The sequence below is a fragment of the Paraburkholderia sp. Cpub6 genome, assembly GCF_014201065.1.
Lineage (GTDB): Bacteria > Pseudomonadota > Gammaproteobacteria > Burkholderiales > Burkholderiaceae > Paraburkholderia > Paraburkholderia tuberum.
In genome coordinates this window covers 86022-107694 of the sequence record NZ_JACHDM010000005.1, presented here as the reverse complement: position 1 = coordinate 107694, position 21673 = coordinate 86022, and the positions used below count along the sequence as shown (strand labels likewise).

Annotated in this window: 18 protein-coding genes and 3 pseudogenes; 14 read left to right on the top strand and 7 right to left on the bottom strand. The window is 65.1% G+C overall.

All coding sequences use genetic code 11. The features are described 5' to 3' along the window. Positions 1 to 45 precede the first annotated feature (45 nt). Entirely contained in the window at positions 46 to 1149 is a 1104-nt protein-coding gene (locus HDG33_RS11535) for a nitronate monooxygenase family protein (protein WP_184026035.1), read from the bottom strand. 321 nt (positions 1150 to 1470) lie between these two features. On the opposite strand from HDG33_RS11535, the gene HDG33_RS11530 reads away from it, so the two are divergent. Together HDG33_RS11530 and HDG33_RS11525 are read left to right on the top strand one after the other, a co-directional pair. Further along, positions 1471 to 2169: a dienelactone hydrolase family protein gene (locus HDG33_RS11530; RefSeq protein ID WP_018419150.1), complete on the top strand. Its 699-nt coding sequence runs from the start codon at positions 1471 to 1473 to the stop codon at positions 2167 to 2169. Positions 2170 to 2413: 244 nt separating this feature from the next. Beyond that, a complete protein-coding gene (locus tag HDG33_RS11525; protein ID WP_221311384.1) occupies positions 2414 to 3970 on the top strand; it encodes an amidase in 1557 nt (518 codons plus the stop codon). A gap of 168 nt (positions 3971 to 4138) precedes the next feature. On the opposite strand, the gene HDG33_RS11520 is transcribed toward HDG33_RS11525, so the two are convergent. The 3 genes from HDG33_RS11520 to HDG33_RS11510 form a co-directional block, all read right to left on the bottom strand. Next, positions 4139 to 4450: a high-potential iron-sulfur protein gene (locus HDG33_RS11520; protein WP_184026020.1), complete on the bottom strand. Its 312-nt coding sequence runs from the start codon at positions 4448 to 4450 to the stop codon at positions 4139 to 4141. A gap of 133 nt (positions 4451 to 4583) precedes the next feature. Further along, on the bottom strand, positions 4584 to 5690 hold the full coding sequence (locus HDG33_RS11515) for an NAD(P)/FAD-dependent oxidoreductase (RefSeq protein WP_184026017.1): 1107 nt from the start codon (positions 5688 to 5690) through the stop codon (positions 4584 to 4586). Between the two features lie 355 nt (positions 5691 to 6045). After that, positions 6046 to 7023, bottom strand: coding sequence for an AAA family ATPase (locus tag HDG33_RS11510; RefSeq protein WP_184026014.1), 978 nt, complete (start codon positions 7021 to 7023; stop codon positions 6046 to 6048). 270 nt (positions 7024 to 7293) lie between these two features. Between HDG33_RS11510 and HDG33_RS11505 the strand changes: the two genes are divergently transcribed. Both HDG33_RS11505 and HDG33_RS11500 read left to right on the top strand, forming a co-directional pair. Next, positions 7294 to 7854: a hypothetical protein gene (locus tag HDG33_RS11505; RefSeq protein WP_184026011.1), complete on the top strand. Its 561-nt coding sequence runs from the start codon at positions 7294 to 7296 to the stop codon at positions 7852 to 7854. 54 nt (positions 7855 to 7908) lie between these two features. Next, positions 7909 to 8706, top strand: coding sequence for an endonuclease/exonuclease/phosphatase family protein (locus HDG33_RS11500; RefSeq protein ID WP_184026010.1), 798 nt, complete (start codon positions 7909 to 7911; stop codon positions 8704 to 8706). Positions 8707 to 8752: 46 nt separating this feature from the next. Here the strand turns inward: HDG33_RS11500 and HDG33_RS11495 are convergent, their stop codons facing one another. Then, a complete protein-coding gene (locus tag HDG33_RS11495) occupies positions 8753 to 9763 on the bottom strand; it encodes an aldose 1-epimerase (protein WP_221311383.1) in 1011 nt (336 codons plus the stop codon). A 340-nt stretch (positions 9764 to 10103) separates the two neighbouring features. Here HDG33_RS11495 and HDG33_RS11490 point away from each other — a divergent pair, with 340 nt between their 5' ends. Beyond that, on the top strand, positions 10104 to 11156 hold the full coding sequence (locus HDG33_RS11490) for a LacI family DNA-binding transcriptional regulator (RefSeq protein WP_184026008.1): 1053 nt from the start codon (positions 10104 to 10106) through the stop codon (positions 11154 to 11156). Here HDG33_RS11490 and HDG33_RS11485 read toward each other — a convergent pair. After that, complete coding sequence (locus HDG33_RS11485) at positions 11146 to 11391, bottom strand: hypothetical protein (protein WP_184026007.1); 246 nt, start codon at positions 11389 to 11391, stop codon at positions 11146 to 11148. The genes HDG33_RS11490 and HDG33_RS11485 overlap by 11 nt on opposite strands. On the opposite strand from HDG33_RS11485, the pseudogene HDG33_RS11480 reads away from it, so the two are divergent. Together HDG33_RS11480 and HDG33_RS11475 are read left to right on the top strand one after the other, a co-directional pair. Next, a pseudogene (locus HDG33_RS11480) lies at positions 11342 to 11611 on the top strand (sugar ABC transporter ATP-binding protein); the annotation flags it as partial. The gene HDG33_RS11485 and the pseudogene HDG33_RS11480 sit on opposite strands and share 50 nt — an antisense overlap. A 96-nt stretch (positions 11612 to 11707) precedes the next feature. Beyond that, positions 11708 to 11917 (top strand): annotated as a pseudogene (locus HDG33_RS11475) (ABC transporter permease); the annotation flags it as partial. Positions 11918 to 12104: 187 nt separating this feature from the next. Here the strand turns inward: HDG33_RS11475 and HDG33_RS11470 are convergent. Then, positions 12105 to 12305: pseudogene (locus tag HDG33_RS11470) on the bottom strand (hypothetical protein); the annotation flags it as partial. A 684-nt stretch (positions 12306 to 12989) separates the two neighbouring features. Here HDG33_RS11470 and HDG33_RS11465 point away from each other — a divergent pair. From HDG33_RS11465 to HDG33_RS11435, 7 genes are all read left to right on the top strand, one after another. After that, positions 12990 to 13760 (top strand): ferredoxin--NADP reductase, encoded by a 771-nt coding sequence (locus HDG33_RS11465; protein WP_018419136.1) that lies wholly within the window; start codon positions 12990 to 12992, stop codon positions 13758 to 13760. A gap of 405 nt (positions 13761 to 14165) precedes the next feature. Next, on the top strand, positions 14166 to 15053 hold the full coding sequence (locus tag HDG33_RS11460; RefSeq protein WP_184026006.1) for a sensor histidine kinase: 888 nt from the start codon (positions 14166 to 14168) through the stop codon (positions 15051 to 15053). Between the two features lie 10 nt (positions 15054 to 15063). Further along, positions 15064 to 15720: a response regulator transcription factor RqpR gene (gene rqpR, locus HDG33_RS11455; protein ID WP_184026005.1), complete on the top strand. Its 657-nt coding sequence runs from the start codon at positions 15064 to 15066 to the stop codon at positions 15718 to 15720. 299 nt (positions 15721 to 16019) lie between these two features. Then, entirely contained in the window at positions 16020 to 17411 is a 1392-nt protein-coding gene (locus HDG33_RS11450; protein WP_184026002.1) for an amino acid permease, read from the top strand. 417 nt (positions 17412 to 17828) lie between these two features. Beyond that, on the top strand, positions 17829 to 18350 hold the full coding sequence (locus tag HDG33_RS11445) for a (2Fe-2S)-binding protein (RefSeq protein ID WP_184025999.1): 522 nt from the start codon (positions 17829 to 17831) through the stop codon (positions 18348 to 18350). Positions 18351 to 18360: 10 nt separating this feature from the next. Next, on the top strand, positions 18361 to 20742 hold the full coding sequence (locus HDG33_RS11440; RefSeq protein ID WP_184025996.1) for a xanthine dehydrogenase family protein molybdopterin-binding subunit: 2382 nt from the start codon (positions 18361 to 18363) through the stop codon (positions 20740 to 20742). A 28-nt stretch (positions 20743 to 20770) separates the two neighbouring features. Continuing rightward, the gene (locus tag HDG33_RS11435) at positions 20771 to 21568 is read left to right on the top strand and encodes a xanthine dehydrogenase family protein subunit M (protein WP_184025992.1); all 798 of its coding nucleotides are present in this window, start codon (positions 20771 to 20773) and stop codon (positions 21566 to 21568) included. The last annotated feature ends 105 nt before the right edge of the window (positions 21569 to 21673 follow it).

Sequence of the window (21673 nt, the reverse complement as noted above, 5' to 3'; positions counted from 1 at the left end):
TGAGTGCGGTAAAAAACTTAAATCAGCCTTAAATCGGCCATGCAATCAACGCAAGAACGCGGCGATTCGCACGGAGGCCGCCTGCCATTCCTGCTCGAGCTGCGCCATCAGTTCGATCGCGCCGATTGCTTCGGCGCGCGTGTGGCCAAGCGGCGCACCCTGCCCCGCCCACAACGACAGGTAATCGCCGTTCTGCGCACGCGCCGCGTTTTGCCGCAGCTCCTGCGTCAACGCGTTTTGCACCGGATACGGCGCGATGCTGTCCGCCGATTCGCGCAAACGTTGTATCAACGGATTGCGGATGCCGCGCGCGTGGCGGCCCGTGATCGCGCGCGTCACCGTGGTCGAGGTATCTGCCATGCCGCGCACGCGGGTTTTCCATACCTCGGGGATCGCGCTCTCGCGGGTGGTCAGAAACGCGGTGCCCATCACCGCGGCTTGCGCGCCGAGCGCGAGTGCCGCAACGATGCCGCGACCGTCCATGATGCCGCCGGCCGCGAGCACCGGCAGCCCGGTCGCGTCGACCAGTTGCGGGACGAGCGCCATCGTGCCGACCAGCGCATCTTCGAATGCGCCGATGAACGTGCCGCGATGCGCACCCGCCTCCGCGCCTTGCGCGGCGACGGCATCGGCGCCCGCATCGCGCCACGCGATGCCTTCTTCAACATGCGTCGCAGTCCCAACTACATAGCTACCGCTCGCGTGCAAACGCTCGACGTCGTCCGCTGCTAGCAGTCCGAACGTAAAGCCGGCGACCGGCACCCGCAATTCGATCAGCGTTTCCAGTTGCGCGCGAAAGTCAGGCGCATAGCGTGCGAGCGGCTGTCCCGGCGGCAAGCCGAGATCGGATCGCAGCGGATCGATTGCGTCGAGCGCGCGGCGCACGGTGGCTTCATCGGGCGAGACCGGATCGAGCACGAACAGATTCACGCCGAACGGGCGATCGGTCAGCGCGCGAATCGCCGCGACCTCGCTCGCGATCTTCTCGGGCGCGAGCGCCGCCCCCGCGAGAAAACCAAGTCCGCACGCATTGGATACCGCCGCGACGAGCGCCGGCGTCGTCGCGCCGCCGGCCATCGGCGCCTGCACGACGGGTACCGGCATCTGGAAGTGCTCGGCGAACGGCGTCACGAAACCGCCTTCATTCATGTTCGTTTCCTTCCGGTGCAAAGCCGTCGATGTGCTGATTCATGCGCTCGCCAACATGTTCGCGAGATGCGCTGACACGCGCGAGCCATCACGCGCTGACTTTACCGACACGCGCCAACGCGGAGAAATGAATTATCGAGATCGTTTCAATCGCCTGACGAGAATCGAAGCACGCCGCATCACCCGCGAGGCCCCGTCCCGCCTCCCTGCAAGGCGATTCTTTTGATGGCAAACTAACCGCCCGTTGCAGGGCCTCGTGGCCTTGAGCGTTTCGTACACACCGACCTCGCGCGGCGGTCGCGCGAGTCAATGGAGAACAGCATGAGCACGACTTCCCGATGGATCGACATCCCCGCCGGCAACGACAGTTTCGGCGGCTACCTCGCGCTGCCGAAGGGCGGCAAGGGACCGGCCGTCATCATCATTCAGGAAATCTTCGGCGTGAACGGCCATATCCGCTCGGTCGCGGATCAGTACGCGCAGGACGGCTATGTCGCGCTCGCCCCGGACGTGTTCTGGCGCGTGCAGCCGCGCGTCGAATTGACGTATGACGGCAAGGATCGCGAAAAGGGCATCGAGCTGATGCAGAAAACCAAGGTCGACGACGCGGTCGCCGACCTCGGCGCCGCTGCGGCCGCCTTGCGCGCGCTGCCGGAAGTGACCGGCAAGATCGCGGCGATCGGCTACTGCTTCGGCGGCCGTCTCGCCTATCTGGCCGCGGCGGCCGGTTCGGTCGACGCCGCTGTCGCCTACTACGGCGGCGGCATCCATAACCATCTCGACAAAGCCGCGAACATCAAGGTGCCGATGCAGTTCCACTACGGCGAGCTCGACGCGCATATTCTGCCGTCGGACATCGGCCAGATTCAGGAGCGCTTCGCGGGTCGCGCCGACGTGCAATTCAACATCTACCCGAACGCCGACCACGGTTTCAACTGCTCGGAGCGTGCGTCGTACAACCAGCACGCGTCGGCATTGGCGCATGGCCGCACGCTGACGTTCCTTGGCGAGCGGATGTAATCCGCGGGTTCCGGCATTCAGTCGGCCCCGCCGCGTTGCGCATGTGATCGCACGCTCGCGCATTTGAAGTGCGCACTCGAATTCACATGAGTCACGTCGGCGCTCAACTCGGGTACTCTGTGCAAGACGGCGTGTCGCGCCGACACGCCGTCTTTTCACATGTGCGACGCCCGAGCGGGGCAACGCGATGCCGAGCGAAATGCCCCAGTCGCGCGTGCATGGCCGGCCCCGAATTCGACGCAGCATGCCAACCGACCGCGAGGGCTCAACCGACGTGCAATCAGACTATCTCGCTCATGACGCCATCGGCCTCGCCGAACTCGTGCGCACGCGCCAGGTCAGCGCGCGCGAATTGATCGACGTCGCGATCTCGCGCACCGAGGCCGTCAATCCCGCGATCAACGCGGTCGTTCTGAAGGACTACGATGCGGCCCGCCAACGTGCGTCGCGCGAAGACGCGAATCGCGCGAATACCGTCGACGGCACGAACGGAACGGACAACTCCGCCGCCCACGCCGCGCTCGCCGGCGTGCCGTTCCTGATCAAGGATCTCGGCGCGCCCGTTGCGGGACTGCCCATGGCAATGGGCAGCCGACACTACCGCCACTTCATTCCGACTCAGGATGCGCCGGTCGTCGCGCTCGCGAAAGCGGCGGGTTTGAATATCTTCGCGAAGACCAGCACGTCCGAGCTGGGCCAGATGCCTTATACGGAGCCCGAACTATTTGGCGCGTGCCGTAATCCGTGGAATATCGATCACACGCCGGGCGGTTCGAGCGGCGGCGCGGCGGCGGCGGTCGCTGCCGGCATCGTACCGCTCGCGCATGCGTCGGACGGCGGCGGCTCGATCCGGATTCCGGCGTCCTGCTGCGGACTGTTCGGCCTGAAACCCTCGCGCGGTCGCGTGCCGCGCGCGGCGCAGGCCGGCGCCGGCGAACTCGGCATCGATCACGCCGTGTCGCGCAGCGTGCGCGACAGCGCGTTGCTGCTCGATCTGCTGGCCGGCAACGCCGAGCGGCCGAGCGGTGCGCCCGGCACCTTTCTCGGCGCGACGCGCGAGCCGTGCAAACCGCTGACGATCGCCTATGTGACCGAGCCGATGCTCGCGCCGTCGTTATCGGCCGATGCGCGCGCGGCGCTCGACGACGCCGCGCAACTCGCGAGCTCACTCGGCCATCGTCTGGAGCCGGTGTCGCTCGGCGTCGATTTCGCGGCGGTCCGTCATGCCTTCCTGACGCTGTGGTCGGTGACCGCCGAGGACCTCGTGCTGAACGCGGAGCGCATCACCGGCCACAAGCCAACGCGCGGCGAGTTCGAAATTTCGACATGGGCGATGGCGCACGTCGGCCGCAAGCTCGGCGAGCAGGGCTTGCCGGCCGCGCTCGACGAACAGCGCCGCATCACCGCGCGTCTGACCGACCTGCTGAACCGCTACGACGTGCTGTTGTGCGCGACGCTCGCGTCCGCGCCGATCAAGATCGGCGAGATGCGACCAAGCTCGGTCGAGCGCATGCAGATGCGCGCGGTCACCACGATACCGCTAGAACGATTGATGAAAAAACTGCTGTTCGAAGCGTCGAACAAGGCATTCGCGTGGGCCGGATGCACGGAGCTGTTCAACCTGAGCGGCCAGCCGGCGATGTCGGTGCCTTTGTACTGGAATGCGCGCGGGCTGCCGATCGGCGTGCAGTTCGCGGCGCGTAGCGGCGGCGAGGCGACTCTGTTCAGACTCGCCGCGCAACTCGAGGCGGCACGGCCGTGGTTCGATAGGCGGCCACCATTGATGAATGCGCGCCGCTAAAAGTCCAGCGGCCCGCTGCAATGAAGCTTTGAAAAACCGGACCGGCTTGCGCAGCGCAGCCTGCGCCGCGCGCGGCGCGAAGCGCCACGATGCGCACAATCGCGGGATGCGCCGCGGGATTGCGGCGCATCCCGTGCGCGCTTGCAAGCACCTCAAGCGCAGGCTTGATCAGGCCTTCTTGTTATAGGCGCTGCACCATCCCGTGGCCGCGACCTGCTTGCCCGCGAACATCGGGCAGAGGCCGTAGGCATCGCCCGCCTTGCCCTGGAAGAAGCTGCAGTTGCTGCATTGCTCGCCAGGCGTGTATTTGGCGAATTTCGCCTTGTCGACCTTGCTCGCGTCCGCCTTGTAGCCAAGCGCCTGCGCGGTCGGATCGGTTTCGGAGACTTTCGGCGCGTCGGCGAACGCCTGGCGCGACAGCGCGAACGTCGATGCCACACCGATGCTGGTGATCAAAAACGTACGACGGGAAGATCTCATGGGGAACGCACTCCATTTATATGGGAATCAACGCCGTTCTGATGACAGCGTTCGCCAAGCATAGCAACGTAGCCGTCGCCCGTGATATTCCAAATGCTAAAGATAAGCGGATCGGTACGGTCCAAACGCAGCCTCAAGGCCGCCCGCTCAGCTCGCAGACCCGCTGCGCAATCGCAAGCGATGCGGTCAACCCCGGCGACTCGATGCCGAACAGATTGACGAGCCCGCGCACGCCATGCGCGGCCGGCCCCTGGATCATGAAGTCCGCGGCGGGCTCGCCCGGGCCGGACAACTTCGGACGAATACCGGCGTACGCCGGCTGCAACGCGCCATCGGGCAAGGCCGGCCAGTACGCGCGAATCGCCGCATAAAACGACTCCGCGCGCCGCGGATCGACGTCGTAATTGATCGCATCGACCCATTCGACGTCGGGGCCGAAGCGCACCTGGCCGCCCAGGTCGAGCGTCAGATGCACGCCGAGGCCGGCTTCGTTCGGCATCGGATAGATCAGGCGGCTGAACGGCGCGCGCCCCGAAATGCTGAAGTAATTGCCGCGCGCGAAATAGAGCGGCGGCACGTGGCGCGCGTCGAGTCCGCGAATCTTGCGCGCGAGTGCGTTCGCATGCAGACCCGCGCTGTTGATCACGCAGGCAGCGCTGATCGTGGTGGGCGCCGCACCGCCGACCGCGATGGTGAAACGGCCGTTGTGAGCCTCGATCGCCTCGACCGGCGCATGGAACGCATACACGGCGCCGTCGCGCTCGGCATCGCCTTGCAGCGCGAGCATGTACTGATGACTATCGACGATCCCCGTCTGCGGCGAAAACACCGCCTCCACGCATTCCAGCGCCGGTTCGAGCGCCTGCGCCTGATCGCCGGTGACGCGCATCAGGTCGAGCACGCCGTTGTCGCGCCCTTTGGCCATGATGCTTTCGAGTTGCGGAATCTGGTTGCGCGACGTGGCGACGAGCAGCTTGCCGCAGCGCGAATGCGGTACGTTGCGCTCGGCGCAATAGTCATACAGCATCTCGCGGCCGCGCACGCACAGCGTGGCCTTCAGCGATCCGCGCGGGTAGTAGATGCCCGCGTGAATCACTTCGCTGTTGCGTGAACTCGTGCCCACGCCGATGGCGTCGGCGGCCTCCAGCACGATCACCTCGCGCCCGCGCGCCGCCAGCGCGCGCGCCGTCGCGAGGCCGATCACGCCGGCGCCGATCACTACACATTCGATCTGATCCATATCCGTTGACGCGGCGCATTGGGCCGCGCGCTGCCTCGTTCAGCCGATGGAAGGAAGACAAGTACGGCACCTCGCCGCCGCGTTCCGTTTGTTGTCGAACGCATCTGTCCGCTGGTCTGCTTATGTCTTTTTATCACCGCCACGGAAAATTGTACGACTCGGTACAGACAGAAGTGACAAACGTTCGTGCGCGCCGACCAGGCGATGGCGGCGCAAGCTGGCTTGATTCTGCGCTCCACATCGAAAATAGCAATAATTGCCGCGGCATTCACCGCGCAGGCTGTCCAAATTTGCCGAGACAGCTCCCCAAATTCCAGAGAAGCGGGGTTTGGGTGCAAAAAACCGACCCAAAACCTCAAAATCCGATCGGTTTTCGCCGGTTTCCGTAGTCGAGGCGGATATCGGCGGGCTCGATCTGGTCGCGTCCCGCGATGCGCGCCGCGCCGAAGCCGTTCAGGATCGCGCGGCGCATCTCGCGCGGCGACGCCCGCTTGAGCACATCGAGCGTCGCTTCGCCAAGCGTCCCCGGAAAGCGCAGGCCCCAGTTGTGCGCGCCGCGGATCTCGTCGTAGATCGACTGCGCGATGCGTCGCGCGCCGGCGTGGTCCGGCGGCGAGATCTCGTAGACGTTCATGCGGTTCAGGATCGGCTCGGGGATTGCGCGTTCGTCGTTGGCGGTCGCGATCCAGATCACGTTGCCCGCGTTGATCGGTATCTCGGCGAACTCGTCGATGAAGCTCTGGGCGGTGTCGTGTTCGAGTAGCGCGTACAGCGCGCCGAGCGGATCGTATTGCGAATCGCCGCTCGCCTTGTCGATTTCGTCGACGGCGATCACCGGGTTCGCGTAGCTGCCGTTCACGAGTGCATCGAACACCTTGCCCGGCTTCGCGTTCTTCCATTGCGACGACGCGCCCGACAGAATCCAGCCCGCCGTCAGCGAACTCATCGCGACGTATTGGTACGCGGTGCCGAGCAGGCGCGCGAGCTGCTTCGCGAAATGCGTCTTGCCGATGCCGGGCTCGCCGAGCAACAGGATCGGCATCAGTTCGAGCCGGTCCTCGGTTTCGAGGCACAGCGCGACCTGCTTGCGGATGTCGTCGAGCGGTGCGGAAAAATTGGGCAGCGCGCCGATCAGATCGTCGATCGATGGCATCCGGTTCGGCTTCACGCAGAATCGCAGATTGCCGGTTTTCAGCATCTTTTCGTAGGTCGCGCGCAGCGCCTCGTTCGCGCCCTCGCCGAGACCGTTCAGCGCGCTTTCGACCTCGTCGAGGTCGTACACCCGGCTGAACGAGGCCACGGCGATTTCCTGTTTGACCATTGCTGTCGTCATCGCTCACCCCGTCTGGCTGATTCTGCAGCGGCGGCGCCTTGTGAGCGCCGGTTCGAGTCCAGTGTAGCGAGGACACAAACGCGTGCAAGCCAGCAGTCATGTGGCTCTGCTGCTAACGATCGCAGGCATCCCATCCTCATCTGGAATGGAGTGTTGCTGAACCGGTCCTCCTCGACCGTGTCAGAAATCGTTGCGGCCATCGGGGGTAAGATGGCTCTCTAATTGCTACGAGGCACCCACGCAAGCGACGCGTGAGCGGAGATCCTGTTTATGTGGAAAACCAGTATCGTGGCCATGCTGCTTGGCGCTTCGTTGCTCGCCCACGGGCAACAACGGCCAGCGCAGCAGGTCGTGCAATGGCAGCTGCAGGTGGTGAAAGATGGCCAGCAGATCGATTCGTTCGACGGCACCACCACCGTCGGCCAGGCGCGCACGGATACACATCACCAGGTCGTGCAACACGAGGTCGGCTGCAAGGACCAGCCGGCCGGCAGCATCGATCTGTCACGCACGATCACGGTGTCGCCGCTGCGCGTCGATCCCGAGGGCGTGATGTTTTCGATCGACACACAGGAAACGCTCGAGGACGACAATGCGGCGCGCACCGACATCGGCTGCAAGCTGCCGCCGCAGCCGCGCCAGGTGAGCGCGAGCCACCCGGGTCTCGTGGTGCCGCCGGATCAATGGGCGAGCTGGACGATCGTCGATCACAATCCGAACCTCGTGTACCGCGTGCATGGGAACGTCGTGAGCAACGGTGCGAACGGCAACGGCGCGAACGGCGGCATGAGCGGCAATGGCGCCGCGACCGGCAGCAGCAATCCGAACTGACAGGAACCGCGCGCCTTACCGACGCGCTCAAACAGAACACGTGGATAACGCGGCATGCGAAACCCAGAAGAACTGATCCGCGAGAACCTCGCGCCGAACGATTTCGTCGCAGTGAGCTGGAACCTGCACAAGGGCCGCACACCGCTCGGTTTTCAGGCCTGGCAGGCGATGCAGCGCTGGGTTCAATCGACCCACGCGGACGCATACTTCCTGCAGGAAGCGATGGCGCGGCGTATGCCGTCGCCGGTATTGGCGAGCAGTTTCGGCACGCCGATGAGCGATCCACTGACCGACGTATGGCACTGTCAGGCAACCGAAATCGCGCGCGCGCTCGAACTCGAAGTCGCGCTCGGCCCGAACGTGTTCAAGCCGTCATGGCGGCACGGCAATGCGATCCTGTCGCCGCATCCGCTCGATCTCGGCGGCCGCTGGGACATCTCCGCGCACCGCTTCGAAAAGCGCGGCCTGCTGGTCGCGCGTGCGACGTTCGGCGGACGACTCGTCACGTTGCTCTGTGCGCATCTCGCGCTGACGCGTCCGGCGCGGTTGCGGCAGATGGACTGGATCGCGCACTGGATCGCGAAGGAAGCCCCCGACGGTCCGCTCGTGCTGGCCGGCGATTTCAACGATTGGCGCAACGACTCGGTGCCGCTCTTTCGCGAGCATGGCTTGCAGGAAGTCGCGACGCTGCTCGGCGAACCGGCGCGAACGTTCCCGGCGTTCTCGCCGGCGCTGTCGCTCGACAAGATGTTCGTGCGCGACATGCAGCCGGTCGAATGGATCCAGCCGACGCAGGAGACCGCGTGGCTGTCCGATCATTTGCCGTATATGGCGAAGTTGCGGCTGGAGTGAGCGCTTCTGTTGGTTGAGCTTTCGCCAACGGAAAGCGCGTCCCCCCTCACTCGCGATGCGGCGTCCAGCTCAACGCCGCCTCGATCTCCTCCCCCGGCTGCAATACGCAGCCACCGGCGTGTTCTTGTGTACCAACCGCGTTGAAGCAATCGGTCGTATTCGTGACCGGTTCCACGCATAGTTGCGGATCGTTGGCCGGCGCGAACACGACCAGGTGATCGAACGGCGCGTCGGCACGCATCGTCAGATTGCGGCGCTCGTCGGGCCACGCGATCGTCGCCACGCGCGCCCAGTTCGAAAAGTTGTTGTCGAGATCGAACGCATCGGGCGACATGCCCGCGCGCAATGCGTCGACGGCCGGATGCGGGCCGAGATGCGTCGGCAGCACGTCGGTGTCCGCGTGCCACATCGCCTGAACGTCGGCATGGATGCGCGTCGACGCGGTGCGCGGATAGTACGGATGATGGCCCATGCCGAACGGCATCGGCCGGCCGGCGAGATTCCGCGCGGACATCGTGATGTGGAGCGCGCCACCGCGCAACTCGATACGCTGCCGCGCGCGATAGCGAAACGGCCAGTCGCCAGTCGCGCTCGCATCCGGTTCGTGCTCGAAGTGCAAGTCCACCTCGCTTTCGCTGCGCGCGCCGACGCGCCACGGATGCCGCCACGCGTTGCCATGCAGCGCGTGGGCGAAACGCGGGTCGTTGCCGGCGAGATCGATCGTCGCGCCGTCGAACGCGAAGCGCGCATCGCGAATCCGGTTGCAGTATGGGAACAGCGGAAAGCTCGCCATGCGCAGCGGGTCACGCGCTTCGAACGCCTCCGGCAGCGCCGGCCGCAGCCAGTGCAACGGACCTTCCGGCGTGACTTCGTAGAACGCCGCGAGCGCGCCGCCAACGTCCGGCGCGAGCACCGCTCGCAACGCACCGGCCGACAACGTGACGAGGCGCGCGGCGAGCGCGGGATCGTCGAGCCATGAGCGTTGAGTCGCCGAACGGGTCACGGCATGTGCCTCGCGCGGCCGCGGCCGGGCAGGATTCAGGGAAACGTCGCGCATGGTCAGACGAGGCGAAACCGCGAGCGGAAAGCGGCATCAACGTGCATTCATATCTCCTTTGACGTGCCGCGCACCCCGCGGCCGGCGGACCACCTCAGTCCGCCCCGAGCGAGAATCGCACGACACCGCACCATTGGTCAATATTATTAGTAATAAATAAGTTCAAAAAGAGTCGGTAACGGACCGTACGCTCCATTCCCAAATGGCGGGTTAGCGCGCGTTGCCGCGCGCATATTATTAGTGGTACCGTCAGCAGCATGATGCCGCTGGCATTCCCCCGCTTCAGCGCCGCCTGCGCGCGGCCCGCACAATGAAAAAATCGACTCAACGCCGCCCCACCATGACCGACATCGCCAAGCTCACCGGCGTGTCGCAATCCACCGTCTCGCTCGTGCTCAACAACGCGGCCGGCGCGAAATTCTCCGATGCGACCCGCAACAAGGTGCTGAAGGCCGCGCACGACCTCGGCTACCGGCTGTCGCTGCGCGCGCCCGTAGCGGCATCGAGCGACGAGCGCAACCTGATCGTCTATCTGGCCGACGAAATCTCGACGAGCCCGCACCCGGTCGTCAACATCGACGGCGCGCGCGACGCCGCGTACGTGAGCGGCAGGATGCTCGCGGTCTACTCGACGCACGGCAACGCCGACATCGAAAAACAGGTACTCGACACGGTCCTCACCAATCCGCACGTGTTCGGTGTGATCTATGCGACCGTCTACACGCGCAAGGTCGCGCCGCCGACCGCGCTATCGCAGGTGCCGACCGTGCTGCTGAACTGCTACACCGGCGACAGCACGTTCTCGTCCGTGGTGCCGGCCGAGGTCGCCGGCGGCCATCTGGCGACCGAGTACCTGCTGCAGGCCGGCCACCGGCGCATCGGCTACATCAACGGCGAGCCGTGGCAGGACGCCGCGAAAGACCGCCTGAAGGGCTACCGCACCGCGCTCGCGACCGCCGATCTGCCTTTCGCGGCCGAACTCGTGCGCGACGGCGACTGGAGCCCCGGCCTCGGCTTCGAGCTGACGCTGTCGCTGATGCGCGAGGCCAATCCGCCCACCGCGATCTTCTGCGCCAACGACCTGACCGCGATCGGCGCGATCGAGGCGCTCAAGCAGCTAGGCCTGCGCGTGCCCGAGGACGTGTCGGTGCTCGGCTACGACGACCAGGAAATCGCGCGCCACACGCATCCGCCGCTGTCGACGGTGGTGCTGCCCAACTACGAACTCGGCCGCTGGGCCGTCGAAACGCTGCTGCAGGAAGAGCACAACCGCGCAGCCGGCGCGCCGGTGCGCCATCGAACGGTCAAGCTCGACGGACCGCTGGTGGAACGCACCTCGGTCCGGGTAATTACCGAGGCAAAACCGGTGACAACTAATATTATTAGTGATTGACCGATAATAATTTTGAGTGGAATAATCGGCACGTCGGGTCGGGAAGACAGCGCGTCGGTGGGTCATAGCCAATCGCGCGCTCGCCGGCGAACCAACGTCGGCCCCCCGGCTGGACAGAGGCAATCCCGAGCAGCAAGAAAAGCAAATAAACCGTCACCGGTTGCTGGAGGAAGACATCGCGGCAAATGGTGGCGCTTGCGCGCGCGGTGTCGTCGGACGCGAAGATGGTGATCATGGACGAATCGACGTCGTCGCTCGACGAGCGCGAAGTCGAACTGCTGTTCACCGTCGTGCGCAAGCTGCGCGACGACGGCCGCGCGGTGATTTTCGTCTCGCACCGGCTCGACGAGCTGTACGCGCTGTGCGATCGCGTGACCGTGATGCGCGACGGCCAGACGGTCGTGCAAAGCACGATGGCCGAGATGGACAAGCTGCAGCTCGTCACGACGATGCTCGATTTCCGCACGCCCAAGCAGGCGCGCGAAGCGGGCATCAGCACGATCTACCAGGAGATCAACCTGGTGCCGTTCCGCGAATCTGAGCGTCGCCGCGGGCGCGAGGGTTCCGTCGCGATGACGATTGCCGGCGTGCTGCTGCTCGGGCTCGTGTTCAATCTGCTGAACTTCGAGAGCGGGCTCGGGTTCATCAGTCTGTCCGCGTACTGGCAATCGGTGATTCGCGGCGTGTTCCTGCTACTCGTGATCGTGCTGCAGGCGTGCGTGTTGAAACAGCGCGGAAAAAAACGGGTGCCGGCGGTGTGAGCAAGCGGCACCCGCGAATTGGCGTCATCAATTCCATCGGACAGAATTTCCTTACTTGGCCGAGGCTTGCCGCCACAATCGCCGCCCCCGACCCATCTCTGTGTACCAATAGACTCGCCGCGAAACCGTGTGACCGTGACGCGTCCCCTACGCGTCACGACGTCCCCGATCGTCGTCCCCGGTTTCCTTATTGACTGTCGGTGTGCAACGTCCAGACGGTCGCCGTATTCGTGGCGTCGTCTACCGCGGTGAACTGCAAGTGGCGCTTGCTATCGAGGCCGAATGCGAGGCCGAACGCGGAGCCCGGCGCAGGGTCGACCGACATTTGAGCGACGAATTGTCCGTCGACGGTGAACTCGACGATTTCGCTGGAACGTTTCGGGTCGGGCGCGCGACGCACGCGGCGCGATGCGCGTGCCCGTATCACCAACCCGTCGAAGCCAGTGTATGAACCGAATGCAGATATCGCGCGAGAAGCCTCCATTTGACACCTCCTGCTCGCATGGACGGCCGCAGCCGCCAGGAGGAGTCGCGCACCCACCGCACTGTCTGGCTTCGCGCGACTCGCGTCCTGCGTAAACGAGGCAACGTCGGGCGTATTCCCCAAAAAATCGCGGCGCGCAAACGATAGTCGAAAGCGAGGCGATCTCGATGGCGCCGGCAGGGTTCCGCCCCATTTGCCAGTTTTATCAGCAGGGTCAATGCTGCAGCGCACGCCGCCTTTCGGTATCATCTTGACAATGTTGCTCTTGCAGCGCGTCGTTTTCGCGCCTGCCGGGTAACCAATGGCAGCCGCCCTTCGCGGCGTTCGCCGAATCGCCGTACCCCGCTGAAGCACGGCCGCACTCACGCCAACGTACTTCGCGGCGCCAACAAGCCGGCGCCGCCGCGTCCCGGTTTGGCAACCCGCTTTACCACGCTCGACCGCCGCGCCGCGGCCCCGCCCCGGCGGGCACGGTAAAATGACGGATTGCGCGGGAGTCCCGACCACGGGTCAGCGCAGCATCGCCCCTTGCCGTGCCGGCCGGCTCAGACGACTGGCCGCCTTTGTTTTCGCACTATCCAAGAAGCCATGAGCAACCTGAATTCACAAACCGTCCTGAGCGTCCATCACTGGACCGATACGCTTTTCAGCTTCACCTGCACGCGCGATCCGTCGTTCCGTTTCGAAAACGGCCAGTTCACGATGGTGGGCCTGCAGGTCGAGGGCAAGCCGCTGCTGCGCGCATACAGCCTCGCCAGTGCGAACTACGAAGAACATCTCGAATTCCTCAGCATCAAGGTGCAGGACGGCCCGCTCACATCGCGTCTGCAGCACCTGAAGGTCGGCGACGAAGTGCTGATCGGCAAGAAGCCGGTCGGCACGCTGGTGGCCGACAACCTGCTGCCGGGCAAGACGCTGTGGCTGTTGTCCACCGGCACGGGCCTCGCGCCGTTCATGTCGATCATCAAGGATCCGGACATTTACGACCGCTACGAGCGCGTGGTCCTCACGCATACCTGCCGTTTCGTCGACGAACTCGCGTACAAGGAATACATCACCGAGCACCTGCCGGCACATGAACACCTCGGCGAGTTCGTACAGGAAAAGTTGCTGTACTACCCGACCGTCACGCGCGAAGCGTTCCAGAACCGCGGCCGCATCACCGAGTTGATCGAAACCGAAAAGCTGTTCGCCGACCTCGGCGTGCCGGGTTTCTCGCTCGAGGACGACCGCGTCATGCTGTGCGGAAGCCCGCACATGCTGCGCGACACGCGCAAGCTGCTCGAAGACGCGGGCTTCAAGGAAGGCAGCAACAACGAGCCGGGCCATTACGTGGTCGAAAAGGCCTTCGTCGGCTAAGCCGGCCGGCATTCTTCTTCGCGGCCCGCGCGCCGCGAATTCCAAAAAAGGAGCCTCCGGGCTCCTTTTTTTGTTGCTCCGTTACAAATTGGAGCGCGTTGCGTCACCTTCGCTGTCAGAATTCCTCTGACAGCACGAGTCCGCGGTAAACATCATGTAATCTCTGAAGACTCTGCGCTAAGCCTTGGTGCGACTGCTTTTTTAATCTTTTTGAGATATCATCGCGCCGCGAGATCAGACGAATTCATGCACCGATCGTCGTCCACCAGAGTTGTTACTGAATGTAAATTTCGTTACGTTGCGCCATCGTGTTTCGTCCGACGCGAAACCTCGTGATTCGCAGGATTTGATTCCGTCTGCGCGTGCCCGCTTTGCCGTCCACTCCGCTTCCTGAGAGGGAAATTCATGGATACGTCGACTGCCGTCCCGTTCAACGCTGCGCTGGCTTCGTCCGCGCAGCGTGATGGCTTCGACATGCCATCGCTCGCCGCGCGCGAGATCGAGCGGCTGCGCGCGCGGGTACGCGAGCTGTCGGCCGAATTGGTCGACGCGCAGGAAAGCGTGCGCCGTCACGTCGCGCGCGAACTGCACGACGGCGTCGGCGCCGAGCTGACTGCGACGCGCTTCGCGCTCGCCGGCATCGAAACCTGGCTGCCCGCCGACGCGCCGCCGCAATGCGCGGCCGCGCTCGCGGTCACGAATCGTTCGCTCGACGCCGTGCAGGCGGCAAATCGCGACGCCATCGCGCAACTGCACGCGCCGTCGTTCGAGACAGGCCTCGCCGGCGCGCTGCAGTGCTGGGCCCGCGACTTCTCCACGCGCACCGGCTTGCGCACCACCTTCACCTGCAGCGGCGACGCGCGGCTCGCGCGCCTGCCCGCCGATGCCGCGCTCGCCGTGTTCCGCGTCGCGCAGGAAGCGCTGAACAACGTCGCGAAGCACGCACGCGCGACCTGCGCCGACCTGCGCGTCGAAACCGGTGCGCGTCATCTGAGGCTCCTCGTCAGCGACGATGGCATCGGCCCGCCGCGTGGCGCGCGCGAACGCGGTGGGCTGAAAAAAAACGGCGGTCATTTCGGCCTCGCCGGCATGCAGGCGCGCTGCGCCGCATTCGACGGCACGCTGCGAATCAGCGCGAGGCGCACGAGCGTCGGTCGTGGCGAGGACAGCGGCACTGGCAGCAACGGCGCCATCACCCCGCGCGGCACCCTGATCCAGGCCCGCTTCGCGTGGCACGTGCTGCTCGCGGCCGCCCCAACGCCGCGCGCCGCCCGGCGCGCGCTGCAATCGTGAGCCCGCGACCATGAGCCTGCGCATCCTGATCGTCGATGATCACGCGGTGGTCCGCCAGGGCGTTCGCCAGTTGCTGCTCGATCGCGGCGTCGCGCGCGAGGTCGCCGAGGCGCAAAGCGGCTCCGAAGCGCTCGACCTGGTCGTCCACCAGAGCTTCGACGTCGTGCTGCTCGACATTTCGCTGCCCGACATGAATGGCGTCGAGGTGCTCAAGCGTCTGAAGCGCAAGGCGCCGCGCGTGGCGGTGCTGATGTTCTCGATGTACCGCGAGGACCAGTACGCGGTGCGCGCGCTCAAAGCCGGCGCGTCCGGCTATCTGTCGAAGACGGTCGATGCCGCGCAGATGATCGGCGCGATCCAGCAGGTCGCGGCGGGCCGCAAGTACGTGAGCCCCGAGATGGCCGAGGCGCTCGCCGACTACGTGTCGTTCGACGGCGAGCAGTTGCCGCACGAAAAGCTGTCCGATCGGGAGTACCAGACGCTGTGCATGCTCGCGTCCGGCAAACGTCTCACCGATATCGCGGCCGCGCTGTCGCTGTCGGTGAAGACCGTCAGCGTGTACCGCACGCGGCTGCTCGACAAGATGAAGCTGCGCAACAACGCCGAGCTGACCTTCTATGTAATGAGCAACCGCCTCGTCGATCTGAATCCCGCGATGACGGGCTAGCCCAGCAGGCGCCGCCAGCCGTGCCTGCGGCGTTGCGCCGCAGTCGTCCGATCGTGGCGCCGGCGCAAACGGAGAGATTCCATCCTCATCAATTGACTATTCAGTAAATAGCTTCACCGCCGCCCCGCTTCCGGCACCGCAAGACCTCCTCGAAATCACCTCCTGGCGGGAGTTTCCGCCCATCGCCTTGGCCCAGAAAAGCGCCGCGCGAACCAGCCCGGCGACACGCATCCGCTAGAATCGCGGGTTTTCCCGACATTCGGCGCGCAACACGCGTGCACCACTGGAGACCCACGCCAATGTCCCTGTTTCGCAAAAAGAGCGTCGAGCAGCTGCTTGCGGCGAGCGCTCAGACCGCCGGCCTGAAAAAGGCGCTGGGCGCGCTCGACCTGACTTTCCTCGGCGTCGGCGCCATCATCGGCACCGGCATCTTCGTGCTGACCGGCACGGGCGCCTTACAGGCCGGTCCCGCGCTGATGATCTCGTTCCTGATCGCGGCGATCGCCTGCGGCTTCGCCGCGCTCGCCTACGCTGAATTCGCATCGACGATTCCGGTCGCCGGTTCGATCTACACGTACTCGTATGCGACGCTCGGCGAGCTGGCCGCGTGGATCATCGGCTGGGACCTGATGCTCGAGTACGGGCTCGCGACCTCGGCGGTGTCGGTCGGCTGGTCCGGCTATCTGCAGTCGTTGCTGTCGGGCTTCGGCGTATCGCTGCCGATGGCGCTGAGCGCAGCCCCGGGCGCCGTGCCCGGACACGAAACGCTGTTCAACCTGCCCGCCTTCCTCGTGATGATGGCGATCACCACGCTGCTGTCGCTTGGCGTGCGCGAATCCGCGCGAATCAACAACATCATGGTTGCGATCAAGGTCGTCGTCGTGCTGCTCGTGATCGGCGTCGGCGTGTTTCACGTCACGCCGGCCAACTGGCACCCGTTCATGCCTCACGGCTGGAGCGGCGTGTTCGGCGCGGCCGCGGTGATGTTCTTCGCGTTCATCGGCTTCGACTCGGTGTCGTCGGCGGCCGAAGAAGTGAAGAATCCGAAGCGCGACCTCCCGATCGGCATCATCGCGTCGCTCGGCGTGTGCGCGGTGCTGTATGTGGCCGTGGCCGCGGTCGTCACCGGCATCGTGCCTTCCGAGAAGTTCATGGGCATTTCGCACCCGGTGTCGTACGCGCTGCAACTCGCAGGGCAGAACTGGGTCGCGGGCTTCATCGACCTCGGCGCCGTGCTAGGCATGCTGACCGTGATTCTCGTGATGGCCTACGGTCAGACGCGGGTGATCTTCGCGATGTCGCGCGACGGCCTGCTGCCCGCGAAGCTGTCGAAAGTGCATCCGCGTTTCGCGACGCCGTTCTTCACGACGTGGCTCGTCGGCATCTTCTTCGGCCTGATCGGCGCGCTGGTGCCGCTCAATGTGTTGGCTGAGCTGATCAATATCGGCACGCTCGCGGCGTTCTCGATGGTGTCGATCGCGGTGCTCGTGCTGCGCAAGACGCACCCAGAGCTGCCGCGCGCGTTCCGTTGCCCTGGCGTGCCGGTCGTGCCGGTGCTCGCGGTCGCATCGTGCCTGTTCCTGATGCTGAATCTGCAAGGCATCACGTGGGGCGCGTTCGTGATCTGGCTGCTGATCGGCATGGTTATCTATTTCGGCTACTCGCGCCGTCATTCGAAACTGGCAAAGTAAAGCGCCGTTTCGATGAAGCCACGCCAATGAGCTGAATGCTCGCGAGCGTGGCCTCGCTTTCCGCTGATCTATCGATGCGCCCCGTCATGCTCCGCAGACGGGGCGCTTGTCTTTGCGGCGTCCCATTCCGTGGCCGCCATGTTCTCTTCGTGCGCTCGTGCGCGCGCCGAACACACTTCCCCTCATAGCGCGCCCGCGCGATTTGTGCTTTACTTTTCGGCAGATTTGTAAAACCCGTAGCACCCTCATCGGACCTGGCGAATCGAAGTCAGCACGCAGTCGAAGCAAAGCAGGGGCAATAACAATCACAGGTCCGGTCTCACCCACAGCAACTATCTTGCATGGGATCGTGGTCTGCGCCGAGGCAGGGATCGATACGCCGAAGCGCTCGCTCCGATCAATATAGGAGACAGCTTCATGGCGATCAGCATCAGTCTGACGGTCAATGGCGCGCCCGTGAGCGCCTCAGTCGACCCTGGCACCCTGCTTGTCCAGTTCCTGCGCGATCAACTCCGTCTGACCGGCACCCATGTCGGCTGCGATACGGCGCAATGCGGCGCCTGCACCGTGCATCTGAACGGCCGCGCGATCAAGTCCTGCAACATCCTCGCCGTGCAAGCCGATGGCGCGGAAGTCACGACCATCGAAGGGCTCGCTCACAACGGCGCGCTGCATCCGATGCAGGCCGCGTTCAAGCACTGCCACGGTCTGCAATGCGGCTTCTGCACGCCGGGCATGGTGATGAACGCGGTGTCGCTGGTGCAGCGTCAACCCGATCTGACGGGCGACGAGGTGCGCGAGCAGCTCGACGGCAACCTATGCCGCTGTACGGGCTATCACAACATCGTCAAGGCCGTGCTCGAAGGCGCCGCGGGTATGAAGTCCGCCGCATCGAGCGCATCTGCCGGCGCGAATGCCGCCGGCGCCACCGCCGCTTGAGGAGCCGACGATGAACGCACCCGATACACAAAGCCTGATTGGCGCCGCCGTCGAACGCAAGGAAGACTATCGCTTCCTGACCGGCAAAGGCCAGTACACCGACGACATCGTGCTGCCGCAGCAAACCTATGCGGTGTTCCTGCGCTCACCGCACGCGCACGCGAAGATCAGAAGCATCGACACGAGCGCGGCCAAACAGTCGCCGGGCGTGGTCGCGATCTTCACCGGCGCGGATCTCGCCGCCGACAACGTCGGCGGACTGCCGTGCGGCTGGCTGATCCATAGCACCGACGGCAAGCCGATGAACGAGCCGCCGCATCCGGTGATCGCGCATACGAAAGCACGGCACGTGGGCGATCAGGTCGCGCTCGTGATCGCTGAATCGATCAAGGCGGCAAAAGATGCGGCCGAACTGATCGAAGTCGATTACGAAGAACTGCCGGCCGTCGTCGATACCGCGCATGCGGCCGACCCTGGTCAAGCGGCCGTGCACGACGAAGTGCCCGACAACGTCTGCTACAACTGGGGCCACGGCGACAAGGCCGCGACCGACGCCGCGTTCGCGAAAGCCGCGCACGTAACCACGCTCGATATTGTCAACAACCGCCTCGTGCCGAACGCGATCGAGCCGCGCGCGGTCAACGCGAACTTTTCGGCGCAGGACGAGAGCTACACGCTGTACGTCGCGAATCAGAACCCGCACGTCGAGCGGCTGCTGATGGCCGCGTTCGTGCTGTCGCTGCCGGAATCGAAGCTGCGCGTGATCGCGCCGGACGTCGGCGGCGGCTTCGGCTCGAAGATCTTCCTGTACGCCGAAGACGTCGCGCTCACCTGGGCGTCGAAGAAGATCGGCCGGCCGGTCAAATGGACCGCCGAGCGCTCCGAGGCGTTCCTTTCCGATGCGCACGGCCGCGATCACGTGACCAAAGCCGAGCTTGCGCTGGACGCCGACGGCAAGTTCCTCGCGATGCGCGTGCATACGATCGCGAACATGGGCGCGTATCTGTCGACGTTCGCGTCGAGCGTGCCGACGATCCTGTACGCGACGCTGCTCGCCGGGCAATACGCAACGCCCGCGATCTACGCCGAAGTGAAGGCGGTCTTCACCAACACCGTTCCGGTCGATGCGTATCGCGGCGCGGGCCGGCCGGAAGCGACGTTCGTCGTCGAGCGCCTGGTGGAAGCCGCGGCGCGCGAGATGAAACTCGACCCCGCGGAAATCCGCCGCCGCAATTTCATCACGCAATTCCCGTACGCGACGCCGGTCGGCCTCACCTACGACACCGGCGACTACAACGCGATCCTCTCGCGCGCGCTCACACTCGCGGACGTCGAGGGCTTCGCGGCACGCCGGCAGGAATCCGAAAAGAACGGCAAGCGCCGCGGCCTCGGCTACTCCTGCTACATCGAGGCATGCGGTCTCGCGCCGTCGAACATCGCGGGCGCTCTCGGCGCGCGCGCGGGCCTGTTCGAAGTCGGCCAGATCCGCGTACATCCGACCGGTTCGGTCACCGTGTTCACGGGCTCGCACAGTCACGGCCAGGGGCATGAGACGACCTTCGCGCAAGTCGTCGCGGACCGCCTCGGCATTGCCCTCGAAAGCGTCGAGATCGTGCACGGCGACACCGGCCGCATCGCGTTCGGCATGGGCACGTATGGTTCGCGTTCGATCGCGGTCGGCGGCTCGGCCATCTCGAAGGCGCTCGACAAGATCGAAGCAAAGGCGAAGAAGATCGCCGCGCATCTGCTCGAAGCGTCGGCTGAAGACATCGAGTTCAAGAACGGTGTGTTCCGCGTCGCGGGCACCGACCGCACCAAGGCGTTCGCGGAGATCTCGCTCGCCGCGTACGTGCCGCACAACTATCCGCTCGACGTGCTCGAACCGGGGCTCGAAGAAAGCGCGTTCTACGATCCGACCAACTTCACGTATCCGTCGGGTGCGTATATCTGCGAGATCGAAGTCGATCCGGACACCGGCGTCTCCCGCATCCAGCAGTTCACCGCGGTCGACGATTTTGGCAACGTGATCAATCCGATGATCGTCGAAGGTCAGGTGCATGGCGGGCTCGGGCAAGGCATCGGTCAGGCGATGCTCGAGCGCTGCGTGTACGACAACGACAGCGGCCAGTTGCTGTCCGGCTCTTACATGGACTACGCGATGCCGCATGCGTCCGACCTGCCCGACTTCACGGTCGAAACGTCGAAGGGCACGCCGTGCACGCACAATCCGCTCGGCGTCAAAGGCTGCGGCGAAGCGGGCGCGATCGGCTCACCGCCGGCCGTGATCAACGCGATCATCGACGCGCTCGCGCCGCTTGGCGTGACCAATCTGCAGATGCCGGCCACGCCGCATCGCGTCTGGTCCGCGATTCAAGCGGCGAAGCAAGCCTGACCCAACGATCCTGAGCGGAGCATTCGACATGTATTCATTCGAGTATCAACGCGCGACGGATCCGCAAGCGGCCGCCGCAGCCCTCACCGCCGACAGCGACGCGAAGTTCCTCGCCGGCGGCCAGAGCCTTCTGCCGACGATGCGCCTGCGTCTCGCGCAGCCGTCGCAACTGATCGACGTGACGCGCATTCCCGCGCTCAGGACGATCACCATCGACGCCAGCACGGTGACGATCGGCGCAGCCGTCTGTCACGCGGACGTCGCCGAACACGCGGACGTGCGGCGCGTGTTGCCCGCGCTCGCGGAGCTGGCCGCGAATATCGGCGATCGCCAGGTGCGCGCGCTCGGCACGATCGGCGGCTCGCTCGCGAACAACGACCCGGCCGCGTGCTACCCGGCGGCGGCGATGGGCCTCGATGCGACGATCGTCACGGACCGGCGGCGCATCGCCTCGGGCGATTTTTTCGTCGGCATGTACGAGACCGCGCTCGCGCCCGACGAGCTGATCGTCGCCGTCGAGTTTCCGGTGCCCGAGCGCGCCGCATACGAGAAATTCCGCAATCCGGCCTCGCGCTTCGCGCTGGTCGGCGTGTTCGTCGCGAAGTCCGCGAGCGGCGTGCGCGTCGCGGTAACGGGGGCGGCGTCATCGGTGTTTCGCGTGGCCGAGCTCGAAAGCGCGCTGTCGACGAACTTCACCCCCGACGCGGCACGCGCGGTCAGCGTGTCGCCCGACGAGCTGAACGACGACATGCACGCGAGCGCCGCGTATCGCGCGCATCTGATTCCGGTGCTCGCGGCGCGCGCGGTCACGAAGGCAAATGCCTAGCGATCCTCGCCAGCGCCCCGGCTTGCCGCGCCTTCACCACGGTGCGCGCAAGCCGGCTTCGTTCACTTCGCGAGCCGGCGCGACAGTTCGACGCCGGGCTCGCGG

Bases quoted from the DNA above. Each gene is read 5' to 3' on its own strand.
- HDG33_RS11535 (WP_184026035.1), bottom strand. From the start codon at position 1,149: ATGAATGAAGGCGGTTTCGTGACGCCGTTCGCCGAGCACTTCCAGATG.
- HDG33_RS11530 (WP_018419150.1), top strand. From the start codon at position 1,471: ATGAGCACGACTTCCCGATGGATCGACATCCCCGCCGGCAACGACAGT.
- HDG33_RS11525 (WP_221311384.1), top strand. From the start codon at position 2,414: ATGCCAACCGACCGCGAGGGCTCAACCGACGTGCAATCAGACTATCTC.
- HDG33_RS11520 (WP_184026020.1), bottom strand. From the start codon at position 4,450: ATGAGATCTTCCCGTCGTACGTTTTTGATCACCAGCATCGGTGTGGCA.
- HDG33_RS11515 (WP_184026017.1), bottom strand. From the start codon at position 5,690: ATGGATCAGATCGAATGTGTAGTGATCGGCGCCGGCGTGATCGGCCTC.
- HDG33_RS11510 (WP_184026014.1), bottom strand. From the start codon at position 7,023: ATGACGACAGCAATGGTCAAACAGGAAATCGCCGTGGCCTCGTTCAGC.
- HDG33_RS11505 (WP_184026011.1), top strand. From the start codon at position 7,294: ATGTGGAAAACCAGTATCGTGGCCATGCTGCTTGGCGCTTCGTTGCTC.
- HDG33_RS11500 (WP_184026010.1), top strand. From the start codon at position 7,909: ATGCGAAACCCAGAAGAACTGATCCGCGAGAACCTCGCGCCGAACGAT.
- HDG33_RS11495 (WP_221311383.1), bottom strand. From the start codon at position 9,763: ATGCGCGACGTTTCCCTGAATCCTGCCCGGCCGCGGCCGCGCGAGGCA.
- HDG33_RS11490 (WP_184026008.1), top strand. From the start codon at position 10,104: ATGACCGACATCGCCAAGCTCACCGGCGTGTCGCAATCCACCGTCTCG.
- HDG33_RS11485 (WP_184026007.1), bottom strand. From the start codon at position 11,391: ATGATCACCATCTTCGCGTCCGACGACACCGCGCGCGCAAGCGCCACC.
- HDG33_RS11465 (WP_018419136.1), top strand. From the start codon at position 12,990: ATGAGCAACCTGAATTCACAAACCGTCCTGAGCGTCCATCACTGGACC.
- HDG33_RS11460 (WP_184026006.1), top strand. From the start codon at position 14,166: ATGGATACGTCGACTGCCGTCCCGTTCAACGCTGCGCTGGCTTCGTCC.
- rqpR (WP_184026005.1), top strand. From the start codon at position 15,064: ATGAGCCTGCGCATCCTGATCGTCGATGATCACGCGGTGGTCCGCCAG.
- HDG33_RS11450 (WP_184026002.1), top strand. From the start codon at position 16,020: ATGTCCCTGTTTCGCAAAAAGAGCGTCGAGCAGCTGCTTGCGGCGAGC.
- HDG33_RS11445 (WP_184025999.1), top strand. From the start codon at position 17,829: ATGGCGATCAGCATCAGTCTGACGGTCAATGGCGCGCCCGTGAGCGCC.
- HDG33_RS11440 (WP_184025996.1), top strand. From the start codon at position 18,361: ATGAACGCACCCGATACACAAAGCCTGATTGGCGCCGCCGTCGAACGC.
- HDG33_RS11435 (WP_184025992.1), top strand. From the start codon at position 20,771: ATGTATTCATTCGAGTATCAACGCGCGACGGATCCGCAAGCGGCCGCC.